The organism is Streptomyces sp. NPDC036813 (assembly GCF_055609245.1).
In genome coordinates, this window is sequence record NZ_JBVJPV010000001.1 from 147564 (window position 1) to 159152 (window position 11589).

General features: G+C 73.8%; 10 protein-coding genes. 6 read left to right on the forward strand and 4 right to left on the reverse strand.

Annotated features, from left to right (window positions below):
- The first annotated feature begins 136 nt into the window (after positions 1-136).
- Positions 137-2293 carry a germacradienol/geosmin synthase Cyc2 gene (gene cyc2, locus ACZ67Q_RS00575; RefSeq protein ID WP_471174697.1) on the forward strand — a complete coding sequence of 719 codons (2157 nt, stop codon included), beginning with the start codon at positions 137-139 and terminating at the stop codon, positions 2291-2293.
- A 60-nt stretch (positions 2294-2353) separates the two neighbouring features.
- Here the strand turns inward: cyc2 and ACZ67Q_RS00580 are convergent, their stop codons facing one another.
- Positions 2354-3286 (reverse strand): hypothetical protein, encoded by a 933-nt coding sequence (locus ACZ67Q_RS00580; protein WP_471174699.1) that lies wholly within the window; start codon positions 3284-3286, stop codon positions 2354-2356.
- A 110-nt stretch (positions 3287-3396) separates the two neighbouring features.
- Positions 3397-4131, reverse strand: coding sequence for a CTP synthase C-terminal region-related (seleno)protein (locus tag ACZ67Q_RS00585; RefSeq protein WP_471174701.1), 735 nt, complete (start codon positions 4129-4131; stop codon positions 3397-3399).
- 88 nt (positions 4132-4219) lie between these two features.
- Here ACZ67Q_RS00585 and ACZ67Q_RS00590 point away from each other — a divergent pair, with 88 nt between their 5' ends.
- Together ACZ67Q_RS00590 and ACZ67Q_RS00595 are read left to right on the forward strand one after the other, a co-directional pair.
- Positions 4220-5086: a LysR family transcriptional regulator gene (locus ACZ67Q_RS00590; protein ID WP_471175959.1), complete on the forward strand. Its 867-nt coding sequence runs from the start codon at positions 4220-4222 to the stop codon at positions 5084-5086.
- Positions 5087-5205: 119 nt separating this feature from the next.
- Entirely contained in the window at positions 5206-5814 is a 609-nt protein-coding gene (locus ACZ67Q_RS00595; protein WP_471174703.1) for a PDZ domain-containing protein, read from the forward strand.
- On the opposite strand, the gene ACZ67Q_RS00600 is transcribed toward ACZ67Q_RS00595, so the two are convergent.
- On the reverse strand, positions 5807-6562 hold the full coding sequence (locus ACZ67Q_RS00600; protein ID WP_471174705.1) for a metallophosphoesterase: 756 nt from the start codon (positions 6560-6562) through the stop codon (positions 5807-5809). The genes ACZ67Q_RS00595 and ACZ67Q_RS00600 overlap by 8 nt on opposite strands.
- A gap of 211 nt (positions 6563-6773) precedes the next feature.
- Between ACZ67Q_RS00600 and ACZ67Q_RS00605 the strand changes: the two genes are divergently transcribed.
- Both ACZ67Q_RS00605 and ACZ67Q_RS00610 read left to right on the forward strand, forming a co-directional pair.
- Positions 6774-7901 (forward strand): aminopeptidase P family protein, encoded by a 1128-nt coding sequence (locus ACZ67Q_RS00605; protein WP_471174707.1) that lies wholly within the window; start codon positions 6774-6776, stop codon positions 7899-7901.
- A 52-nt stretch (positions 7902-7953) separates the two neighbouring features.
- Positions 7954-8880 carry a phosphotransferase family protein gene (locus ACZ67Q_RS00610; protein WP_471174709.1) on the forward strand — a complete coding sequence of 309 codons (927 nt, stop codon included), beginning with the start codon at positions 7954-7956 and terminating at the stop codon, positions 8878-8880.
- 151 nt (positions 8881-9031) lie between these two features.
- Here ACZ67Q_RS00610 and treZ read toward each other — a convergent pair whose 3' ends face one another.
- Complete coding sequence (treZ, locus tag ACZ67Q_RS00615; protein ID WP_471174711.1) at positions 9032-10777, reverse strand: malto-oligosyltrehalose trehalohydrolase; 1746 nt, start codon at positions 10775-10777, stop codon at positions 9032-9034.
- Between the two features lie 187 nt (positions 10778-10964).
- Here treZ and ACZ67Q_RS00620 point away from each other — a divergent pair, with 187 nt between their 5' ends.
- Entirely contained in the window at positions 10965-11516 is a 552-nt protein-coding gene (locus ACZ67Q_RS00620) for an FHA domain-containing protein (protein WP_471174713.1), read from the forward strand.
- The last annotated feature ends 73 nt before the right edge of the window (positions 11517-11589 follow it).

An 11589-nucleotide genomic window follows, 5' to 3' on the forward strand; every position in this document is an offset into this window, starting at 1 on the left:
AGGCCGCGCGGCGTCCAGGGGCGTGAGGGGGCAACTCCATGGCTCGTTCGGGCCTGTTCGGGCTCTGGTTCACGCGATGGTGTGATCATGTCCGCCCGTCCGGATGCCTCCCGAGGGCCCTGGGTAGGGCCCGGCCATGACGCAGCCGTTCGCACTCCCGCACTTCTACATGCCGTATCCCGCGCGGCTCAACCCGCACCTGGAGGAGGCCCGGGCGCACTCCACGCTGTGGGCGCGCGAGATGGGCATGCTGGAGGGGTCGGGGATCTGGGAGCAGTCCGACCTGGAAGCGCACGACTACGGGCTGCTCTGCGCCTACACCCACCCCGACTGCGACGGGCCCGCCCTGTCGCTGATCACCGACTGGTACGTGTGGGTGTTCTTCTTCGACGACCACTTCCTGGACATGTTCAAGCGCACCCAGGACCGCGCCGCCGGGAAGGCCCACCTCGACCGGCTGCCCCTGTTCATGCCGCTGGACACCGCCGCGGAGGTGCCGGCGCCGGAGAACCCGGTGGAGGCCGGGCTCAAGGACCTGTGGCAGCGCACCGTGCCGTCCATGTCCGTCGACTGGCGGCGCCGCTTCTCCGTCGCCACCGAGCATCTGCTCAACGAGTCGATGTGGGAGCTGTCCAACATCAACGAGGGCCGGATCGCCAACCCGGTCGAGTACATCGAGATGCGCCGCAAGGTGGGCGGCGCGCCCTGGTCGGCCGGGCTCGTGGAGTACGCGGCGGCGGAGGTCCCGGAGTCGGTGGCGCTCGCGCGGCCGCTGCGGGTGCTGATGGAGACGTTCTCCGACGCCGTGCATCTGCGCAACGACCTCTTCTCCTACCAGCGCGAGGTGGAGGACGAGGGCGAGAACAGCAACGGCGTGCTCGTGCTGGAGACCTTCTTCGGCTGCACGACCCAGGAGGCCGCCGACATCGTCAACGACATCCTCACCTCGCGGCTGCACCAGTTCGAGCACACGGCGCTCACCGAGGTGCCCCCGCTGGCCCTGGAACACGGGCTGACCCCGGCCGAGGTCGCCGCCGTCGCCGCCTACACCAAGGGGCTGCAGGACTGGCAGTCCGGCGGCCACGAGTGGCACATGCGCTCCAGCCGCTACATGAACAAGGGCGCCCGGACCGACCCGCCGTGGCAGGCCCTGACCGGGCGCGGCACCTCCGCCGCCGACGTGGGCGCGCTGCTCGCCTCCGCCGCCCAGGACCGGCTGCGCGCCTACCGGAACGTGCCTTTCCAGAAGGTCGGACCGTCCCGCATCCCCGACCTGTACATGCCCTTCCCGCTCGCACTCAGCCCGCATCTGGACCGAACGCGTGTGAGCTTGGTCGACTGGTGCCGGGCGATGGGCATCCTGAGCGAGGGCGTCTGGGACGAGGACAAGCTCCGCGCCTACGACCTCGCCCTGTGCTCGGCCGGCCTGGACCCCGACGCCACCCCCGAGGCCCTCGACCTCAGCGCCCGGTGGCTCGCCTGGGGCACCTACGGCGACGACTACTACCCGCTTTTCCACGGCCACCGCCGCGACCTGGCCGGCGCCCGGCTGACCACCGCCCGGCTGTCGGCGTGCATGCCCGTCGACGGCGGGGAACCGCTCGCCCCGGCCAACGCCCTCGAGCGCGGCCTCGTCGACCTGTGGGCGCGCACCACGGCCCGGATGACGCCCGAGCAGCGGCGCACGATGAAAGCGTCCGTCGACGTGATGACCGAGAGCTGGGTGTGGGAGCTGTCCAACCAGCTGCAGAACCGCGTCCCCGACCCGGTCGACTACCTGGAGATGCGCCGCCGGACCTTCGGTGCCGACCTCACTCTCAGCCTGTGCCGCACGGGGTACGGCCCCGCCGTGCCGCCCGAGGTGTACGCCACCGGACCGGTGCGCTCCCTGGAGAACGCCGCGGTCGACTACGCGTGCCTGCTCAACGACGTCTTCTCCTACCAGAAGGAGATCGAGTACGAGGGGGAGATCCACAACGCGATCCTTGTCGTGCAGAACTTCTTCGGCTGCGACTATCCGCAGGCGCTCGGCGTGGTCCACGACCTGATGACCCAGCGCATGGAGCAGTTCGAGCATGTGGCCGCGCACGAACTGCCCGTGCTGTACGACGACCTGGCGCTGACCGCCGAGACCCGCGCGGCCATGCGCGGCTATGTCACGGACCTGCAGAACTGGATGGCCGGCATCCTCAACTGGCACCGCAGCGTGGACCGCTACAAGGCCGAGTGGCTGGCCCGCCGCGCCCACGGCTTCCTGCCCGACCGGCCGCCCGCCGTGCCGGCGCTCGGCTGACGCCGCCGCCGGGCCCACCCTGCCGCTCAGCAGACGACCGGCACGCGCGTGCCCTGCCGCTCAGCCGACGACCGGTACCTGGGGCGCCCGGCGCACCCGCTCCTCCAGGCGGTCGCGTATCGCGGTGGCGGCCGCGAGCTCCTGCGGGGTGTCCTGCAGCGCGGTGTACAGGCGCTGTGCGCGAAGCGCCTGGGGGAGGTCGCCGAGGTGCTCGAACTCCTCGGCGAGCTCCCGCAGCGGTGAGGGGTCCAGCCGCCCGGGCGCCCCCGGTACGCCCAGCAGGCTCTGGTTCGTGACGAAGGCGTCCAGGCGGCGGATCAGGGCGACCCGCACCTCCTCCGTGCCGCCCCGGGCGAGGACCGGACGGGTCCAGGTCGCCGTCGGCTGCGCGGCCGGGTCCGCGTACCCCTGGGTGCCGACGCCCAGGTACTCCCACAGCGGCGGAAGGCCGTCGTGGTCGTGGAGGAAGCGGTAGGCGTTCAGCTCATGGGCGTTGAGCAGCACATGGTCGGGTTCCGTGCGCGTCAGCGCCCGGTGCAGCACGGCCACCAGCTCCATCGGGGAGCGCCGCGGCAGGCCGAGCCCGGCGAGCAGCTCCTCGCGCTCGTCGTCGATGCCGTAGTGCTCGCGTATCTCCTCCTCGACCTTCGCCTTGCGCGCGAGGATCCGCTCCTCGCCGTCCTCGGGCGTCAGATCCGCGAACGCGCCCCAGTCGGCGAGCCCGACGACCACCTCGAGTGCCTCGTCGACGCTCGTGCCGATCAGACACGCCCCGCCCTCGGAGTCGGCGTGCAGCACGCAGCCGTCGCCGCACACGAAGTAGGTGCCGCCCGTGTCGTCCCCGGCCACCACGGTCAGGGGACCGCCCGAGGCCAGCCGCACCGGCTCCACATGGCCGTGAGCCGCGCGGTCCACGTCGAAGTCGAAGGGGAAGGCGGCCAGTTCGGCCAGTCGCGGGGTGTCCCGCAGCTTCCGCAGCGCGTGATCGGTCATGTCACAGAACGTAACAGGACCCACTGACAACGCCGCTCGGCGTGACTCCGTGCCGCCCCGCGGCCGCTCGTCGCCCCGCTGAGGCGCGTGTCCCTCATCGGGACCGCACGTCACGCGGGTTGACGGGTCCTGCGGGCCGCATGGTCGACCGCGGCTCGCGCCAGGGCCCGGATCATCGGGTGCGCGTGCGAGCCGTCGCCGGACAGTTCCGGCTGGAAGAGGGAGGCCAGGAAGAAGGGGTGGTGCGGGAGTTCGGCGATGCGGATCTGCCCCTGCGTGTCGTGACCACTGAAGCGCAGCCCGTGCTGCCGCAGGGTGTCGAGGTGACGGGAGGGGCCGTAGTGGCAGTTGTAGCGCTCCACCGTCCGCTCCGCGCCGATCACCGACTGGGCGAGCGACCCCGCCTCCAGGACGACGGTGTCCTCGTGACCGGCCAGTGAGCAGGCCAGCGGCTCGATGAGGAAGTCGTCGGCGTCGGGGTCGTTCTCCGCGTGCGCGACCCCGGTCAGCCCGCAGACGCCCCGGGCGAACTCCAGCAGCGCGTGCTGGAAGCCGCCGCACGTGCCGAGGAACGGGATGCCCTCCGTGCGCGCGGCGCGGATCGCGGCGAGGACACCCGCCTCGCTGCGGTACGGGCTGCCCGGCACCACCCATACGGCGTCGAAGCCGCGCACGGCGCCCTCGGCCACGGCGTCCTGCGACGGGATCCAGTAGGCGTCCAGGACGAGCCGGTCGTGTGCGGCGAGCGCGTGCAGCAGCTCGGGGATGCGGGTGTGCGAGACGACGTCGGGGGACCGGTCGCCGACCAGGGCGACCTTCGCGACAGGGCTGATGGTGTCGGTCATGGGCCTCATCCTCGGTTCGCGCCCTGGTTCACGTCCAACGATGATCCCTTCACCATCCATAAGGAACGCTGATGCCATGCTGGGCGGCATGGACCCGCACCTGCTGCGCACCTTCGTCGCCGTCGCCCGCCTCGCCTCCTTCTCGGAGGCGGCCCGCGACCTGGGCTACACCCAGTCGGCCGTCTCCCAGCACATCGCGGCGCTGGAGCAGGACCTCGGTGCTCCGCTGCTGACCCGCCGCCCTGTCGCCCCGACCACGGCCGGGGAGCGGCTGCTGGAGCACGCGGGCGGCCTGCTGCTGCGCCTGGACGCCGCCCGCGCCGACGTACAGCGCATCGCGGCCGCCCCCGACCAGGGGCTGACCCTCGCGGCCACTGCCACCGCGCTCGGGCCGGCCGTCGTGGCGGCACTGCCGAGCGCGGGCGTCACCGTCCGGGTGCTGCCCCGCGACGCGGTCCCCGCGGCGGTCGCCACCGGCGCGGCCGACCTGGGCCTGGCCGACGGTCTCGCCGCGCCCAGCGACCCGCTCCGGCTGCCCGACGTGGCGCCCCTGACCGCGTACGGCGTGGGGGAGGAGCCCGTGTGTGTGCTGCTGCCGGCGGCGCACCCGCTGGCCCGCCGCCCGCAGCTGCGGCTGGACGACCTCGCCGACGCGCGGTGGCTGGACGCGCCGGACGCGGGCCTGCCGCTCGCCCACCTGCGGGCCGCGCACGGCGGCCACGGCTTCCGCCCCTCCCTGCGCTACGAGGGCACCGACGTGCGCGCCCTGACCGCGCTGGCCGCCGCCGGGCACGGGCTGACCCTGCTGCCCCGTACGGCGGCCGGGGCCGCGCCCGGGGCGGTCGGCGTGCCGGTTGGCAGCCCCCGGCTCGTGCACCGGACGGAACTGCTGTACGCGGGGCGCCCGCGGGGTGCGGCGGCGGCCCTGGCGGACGCCCTCGGGACACGGCCGTGAGCCGGCGCGAGCGCGGCCCGGGCGGCCTGCCTTCCCGCCGTTGACGCCGGGTCAGTCTCACTCTTTCGTGGCACGTTCCGCGCCGGTGCGCCGGGTAGATCACCGGCCGGAGGCGAACCATGGAACACACCGCGTTGCGTCCCAAGCCGATGCCGGGCCGCGACCCCGGCGGTGCCCGCCCCGCGGGACAGCCCCGGCGTCCGCACGCCGCGCGGCGCCGCGGCCGGCGGCTCACCACCTGGCTGTTCAGCCTGTTCGTCGGGGCGGTCCTGCTCCTGACCGGCGTCGGGCTCGGCACCGTCGGCGCCACCGTGATCGGCCTGGGCAAACTCGCCGACCTGCAAGGACACGCCGCCGCACCCGGCCCTGCCCGCCCCTCCGGCAAAGCCCCCTCCCGCGGCGCCTCGAGCCCGGCTCCCACACCCGCGGGCACCCCCACGCCCGCCGGTTCCCCCGGCCCCGTACGGGCGTCACTCGGCGTGGAGGTGATGGACGGCGAGAAAGCGGGCGCCCTCGTCGTCGGCGTACACGTCCCGGGCCCCGGATACGCGGCCGGCCTGGTCCGCGGGGACGTCGTCCTCGCCGTGGGCCGGAGCCGCGTCGACTCCGCCGCCGACCTGGGGCGGCTCGTCGTCGCAACGCGTCCGGGCACCTCGCTCGTGCTGACGGTCCGCCACCGCAGCGGCGGATACGAGCAGTTGACCGCCGTGCCGGGCATCGTCACGTGACCACGCGGAAGTGGCTGGTGAGCCGCCCGGCATCGTCCAGCACATGGAAGGCCAGGCCCACCGGGGCGTCCCGGTCGGCCACCTGCTCGCCCTCCCAGGGCAGCCGCAGGGTCCACGTCACGCCCGGCCCGACGACCAGCGGCCGCCCGGCGAAGGTGGTGGCGGCCGCCGAATGCGCGTGCCCGGTGACGAGGCCGGCGATCTCGGGCCGCCGCGCCAGCAGGGCGGCCAGCGCCTCCGGTGCCCCCAGCCGATAGGAGTCGGGCAGCGGGTGGTGCAGCGCGACGGGCGGGTGGTGGAAGGCGAGCAGTACCGGAAGGCGCCCGCCGAGCTCGTCGAGCGTCGCCTCGATCCAGTCGTACGTCGCCGGCTCCAGCGCCCCCTCGTCCCGCCCCGGAACGCTGGAGTCGCACATCAGAACCGCGCCCCCGGCGAAGACACGCACGCTGTTGACCGGTTCGCCGGACGCCTCCAGCCCCAGCAGCGCCTTGCGGTAGGCGGCGCGGCGGTCGTGGTTGCCGGGACAGGTGAGCACCGGGACGGGGGCCGAGCCGTCGTGCAGGCCGAGAATGCGGGCCGCCTCCTCGTACTCCGTCTCGGCCCCGTGGTCCGCGATGTCCCCGGTGACCAGCACGGCGTCCACCCGGCCAGGCAGCTCCCACAGCCGGTCGCGGACCTGCTCGGCGCGGCGCGTGGCCCGGGCGGTCCCGTCGAGATGGAGATCGCTGATGTGTGCGAGTACGAGCACGGTCGTACGCCCTCCCCCATGAGATCTAATGGTGTTCCTGCATCGAACCATTAGAGGCAACGGTGGGGCAACAGGTCACCGTTGGTCACGGGTGGGGAAACCGGCTCGCGTGGCCACCGCGGGGCGGGCAGGATGCTGGCAGGCGAGACTGATCCTTCCGGGATCCCGGTCCGGGACGTCCGGGCAGACCTTCGTCAGACAGGAGAGGCCGATGACCGGCACCGCGCCCGCACCGTTCGGCGCCGACGACTACCGGGCCCGGATGGAGCGTGCCGCGCGCACCGCCGCCGACGCGGGCCTCGCCGGCCTCCTCGTCGCGCCGGGTCCCGACCTGGTGTGGCTCACCGGCTACGCGCCCACCGCCGTCACCGAACGCCTCACCCTGCTGGTCCTCGCCCCGGGCCGCGATCCCGTCCTCGTCGTCCCCACCCTCGAGGCTCCGGACGCCGCGCACGCGGCCGGCGCCCCCGCCCTGACCCTGCGCGACTGGACCGACGGCACCGACCCCTACGCCGCCACCGCCGGCCTCCTGGGCTCCGGCGGCCGTTTCAGCATCAGCGACAACACCTGGGCGATGCACCTGCTCGGCCTGCAACGCGCCCTGCCCGGCAGCTCCTACGCCGCGCTCACCGACGCCCTGCCTATGCTGCGCGCCGTCAAGGACGCCGCCGAACTGGAGCTCCTGGCCGCCGCGGGCGCCGCCGCCGACGCGGCCTTCGAGGAGATCCGCAAGGTCGCCTTCGCCGGCCGCAGGGAACGGGAGGTCGGCGCCGACCTCGCCGGCCTGCTGCGCCGGTTCGGCCACTCCCAGGTCGACTTCACGATCGTCGGCTCCGGACCCAACGGCGCCAACCCGCACCACGAGGTCGGCGACCGCGTCATCGAACGGGGCGACATGGTCGTCCTCGACTTCGGCGGCCTCAAGGACGGCTACGGCTCCGACACCACCCGCACCGTCCACGTCGGCGAACCCACCGACGAGGAACGCCGGGTGCACGACATCGTGCGCGCCGCGCAGGAGGCGGGATGTGCCGCCGTGCGCCCCGGCGTCGCCTGCCAGGAGGTCGACCGCGCCGCCCGCAAGGTCATCGAGGACGCCGGGTACGGGAAGTACTTCATCCACCGCACCGGCCACGGCATCGGCGTCACCACGCACGAACCGCCCTACATGATCGAGGGCGAGGAGCAGCCGCTCGTGCCCGGCATGTGCTTCTCCGTGGAGCCCGGGATCTACCTGCCCGGCCGGTTCGGGGTGCGCATCGAGGACATCGTCACCGTCACCGAGGACGCCGGCCGGCGGCTCAACAACACCACCCGCGAGATGGTCATAGTGGACTGAAGGCGACACTGGTACCACCATCACCCATCGAACGAGTGACGACGGCGCGACCATGACCCAGGCACCGACACCCACCGCGGACACCGTCCGCGCACTGGTCCGACCCCTGCTGAAGGAAGCGGGGAGCGACCCGGCCGGCCCCGACGTCCGGCCCGTCGCCGAGGGCGGCGAGCGCTGCACGTGGTGGGTCGGCACCCGCCATGTGCTGCGCCTCGCCCCCGACCGCGACGCCGCCCTCCGGCAGCGCCGTGAACTGCGGCTGCGGGATCTGGTCCGCCCGCACGTACCCGTCGCCGTGCCCACCAGCGTGTCCCACGGCGAGTGGAGCCCCGGCCTGACCTACACCCTCGACACCGCGGTGCCGGGCGGTACGGCCGAGGAGCACGACGTGTCCGCCATCGGCGAGGCCGACCTCGCCGGGTTCCTCACCGGGATGCGCGCGGTGCCCGCCCGGCAGGCCGAGACGCTCGGCGTGCCGCGTGCCGCCCCGCGCTCCCTGGAGGCGCTGCGCCGGATGGCGGTACCCGCCGCCCGGACCCTGGCCACCGCCGAGGAGTTCGATCCCGCGCGCCTGGCGCAGCTCACCCCGCCCGGCGCGGCCCAGCTCGCCACCCAGCCGGGCACCGCCGTCCTCGTCCACCACAACCTCAGGGGCGAGCATCTCGTGGTCAGCGCCGACGGCCGGGTGCGCGGCGTCCTGGACTGGACCGGCGCCGTCCTCGGCGACCCGGCCGAGGACATCGCCGGCCTCGCGCTCGCCGTCGGCTCCGGCGCCGCCGTCCGCGCCGCCACCCTCGCCGGGTACGGCGCCCGCCCCTGCCTGCGCGGGCTGTGGCTGGCCCGCTGCGACACCGTCATCCGCCTCGCCGAACGACTCGAAGGCCGCGACCACAGCCCCGTGGAACTCCTCCAGACCCAGCTGCAACGGGCGTGGGAGGCGATCCTGCTGGAGCGGGTGACGGAGCTGCGGGAGGAGTAGGGAAGGGGCGGCGGCCGCGCCTCGGCACGGCGGCCGCCCGAGAGTTCGCGTACACGCGTGCGCAAGCGTGCACGCCTGCCCCGCCCGCCGCCCGCCTGACCGGAGGCCCCGCCACCACGCTCGACCAAGCCCGTCCCGGCACCACGCCCGACTACGCCTGCTCCAGCACCACGCTCGACTCCCCGGGCAGGTGCAGCACCCCCCGGTCGTCCGGCCCCTGAACCGGCTCCCACGCGGCGAGGACCCGCGCCGGGCGCGTGCCCAGCGGGATCGCCGCCGGTTCCTTGCCGAGGTTCACCGCGACGCGGACGTCCCCGCGCCGGAAGGCGAGCCAGCGGGCGTCCTCGGCGTAGGCCACCTTCGCGTCGGCGAGGTCCGGGTCGGTGAGATCCGGATGGGCCTGCCGCAGGGCGATCAGCTGCCGGTACCAGGCCAGCACGCGCGCGTGCGGTTCGCGCTCCCGCTCGGCCCAGTCCAGGCAGGAGCGGTCGCGTGTCGCCGGGTCCTGCGGGTCGGGCACGTCCTCCTCGGCCCAGCCGTGCGCCGCGAACTCCCGCCGCCTGCCCCGCCGTACCGCCTCCGCGAGTTCCGGATCGGTGTGGTCGGTGAAGAACTGCCAGGGCGTGGACGCACCCCACTCCTCGCCCATGAACAGCATCGGCGTGAACGGTGCGGTGAGCACCAGGGTGGCGGCGCAGGCCAGCAGGGCGGGGGAGAGGGCCGCCGACAGCCGGTCGCCCTGGGCGCGGTTGCCCACCTGGTCGTGGGTCTGGCTGTAGCCCAGCAGCCGGTGCGCGGCCGTCCGTGACCGGTCCAGGGGGCGGCCGTGGGAGCGGCCGCGGAAAGAGGAGTACGTGCCGTCGTGGAAGTAGCCACCGCCCAGGGTCTTGGCCAGGGCGGCGAACGGGGCGCGCGCGAAGTCGGCGTAGTAGCCCTGCGACTCGCCGGTCAGCGCGGTGTGCAGGGCGTGGTGGAAGTCGTCGTTCCACTGCGCCTGCAACCCGAGGCCGTGCTCCGCGCGCGGGGTGATCAGCCGCGGGTCGTTCAGGTCGGACTCCGCGATCAGGAACAGCGGCCGGCCGGTCTCCTCCGCCAGCGCGTCCACGGCCGCCGTCAGCTCTTCCAGGAAGTGGTACGCGCGCGTGTCGATCAGGGCGTGCACCGCGTCCAGCCGCAACCCGTCGAGGCGGAAGTCCCGCAGCCACGCCAGCGCGCTGCCCACCAGATAGGCGCGCACCTCGTCCGAGCCGGGCGCGTCCAGGTTCACCGCGGCGCCCCAAGGGGTGTGGTGGGTGTCGGTGAGGTAGGGACCGAAGGCCGGGAGATGGTTGCCGGACGGCCCGAAGTGGTTGTGCACCACGTCGAGCACGACCCCGAGGCCCAGCTCGTGTGCCCGGTCGACGAACCGCTTCAGCGCCTCCGGGCCGCCGTACGGCTCGTGCACGGCCCACAGGGAGACACCCTCGTACCCCCAGCCGTGCCGCCCCGGGAACGGGCACAGCGGCATCAACTCGACATGGGTGACGCCCAGTTCGGCGAGGTGGTCGAGCCGCTCGGCGGCCGCGTCCAGCGTGCCCTCGGACGTGTACGTGCCCACGTGCAGCTCGTACAGGACGGCGCCCGGCAGCGGCCGGCCGGCCCACGGGGTGCGCCAGGCGTACCGCGCCTGGTCGACGACCGCGCTCAGCCCGTCCGGTCCGTCCGGCTGCCGCCGCGAGCGCGGATCGGGCAGCACCGGTCCGTCGCCCAGTGCGAAGCCGTACCGCGAGCCTTCGTGCGCCTCCGCCTCGCCGGTCCACCACCCCGCGCGTTCCGGATCACGCTCCATCGCGCGCGTGGCGCCGTCGCACATCAGCGTCACACGATCGGTCTGTGGTGCCCACACCTCGAACTGCACGGACGGTTCCCCTTCGTCTGTTCACCGTGATGTAGCCCGTCCATGGTGCGTCACACCCGGTGAATCCGCTTTCGAATCCTCCCTTTTGCGGGGTGTCGCCGCGCGGTGAAGCCGAGGGGCACGCGCGCGTGACGGCCGATCTACCGTTTTCTGGACACCCCGTGTCCGCTGACCGACAATCACATGCGTGACGTCGTCCTTCGAGTTCCCCACGTACCCCGCGCGGCTGTCCGACGCGGAGCGCGACCACGCGCTGAAGGTGCTGCGCGACGGCGTCGCCCTGGGCCGGCTGTCGCAGGACACCTTCGTACGGCGCATGGAACTGGCGCTGGCCGCCCGCCACGCCGACGAGCTCGCCGCGCTCACCGCCGACCTGCCACAGGACAGCCGTCTCTCCCGTGCCCTGTTCGGCGCCGTCGAGGCCGTCTCGGGCTTCACCGTACGGCTACGCAGGGCCTGGCAGGCCGAGCGGCTGCCCAAGCTGCTGCTGCCGCACCCCGGCTCGGGCCACCCGCTGCGCATCGGGCGCGACCCCGCCAGCGGTCTGCGGCTGAACCACGAGACCGTCTCCCGGGTACACGCCGAGCTGCGGCGCCAGGGCGGGATGTGGGTGCTGCGCGACCTCGGCTCGACCAACGGCACCACGGTCAACGGCCGCCGGGTCGTCGGCGTCGCGGTCGTGCGCGAGGGCGACCTGGAGGCCTTCGGGCAGATGGCGTTCCGGCTCTCCGGGCAGTGACAGCGGGCTCGCCTCCCGCCGCAAATGTGCCCAGCTGCCGTGGTGTTGACGTACCCGCGAAGCCGTGACTGAC

Bases quoted from the DNA above. Each gene is read 5' to 3' on its own strand.
- cyc2 (WP_471174697.1), top strand. From the start codon at position 137: ATGACGCAGCCGTTCGCACTCCCGCACTTCTACATGCCGTATCCCGCG.
- ACZ67Q_RS00580 (WP_471174699.1), bottom strand. From the start codon at position 3,286: ATGACCGATCACGCGCTGCGGAAGCTGCGGGACACCCCGCGACTGGCC.
- ACZ67Q_RS00585 (WP_471174701.1), bottom strand. From the start codon at position 4,131: ATGACCGACACCATCAGCCCTGTCGCGAAGGTCGCCCTGGTCGGCGAC.
- ACZ67Q_RS00590 (WP_471175959.1), top strand. From the start codon at position 4,220: ATGGACCCGCACCTGCTGCGCACCTTCGTCGCCGTCGCCCGCCTCGCC.
- ACZ67Q_RS00595 (WP_471174703.1), top strand. From the start codon at position 5,206: ATGGAACACACCGCGTTGCGTCCCAAGCCGATGCCGGGCCGCGACCCC.
- ACZ67Q_RS00605 (WP_471174707.1), top strand. From the start codon at position 6,774: ATGACCGGCACCGCGCCCGCACCGTTCGGCGCCGACGACTACCGGGCC.
- ACZ67Q_RS00610 (WP_471174709.1), top strand. From the start codon at position 7,954: ATGACCCAGGCACCGACACCCACCGCGGACACCGTCCGCGCACTGGTC.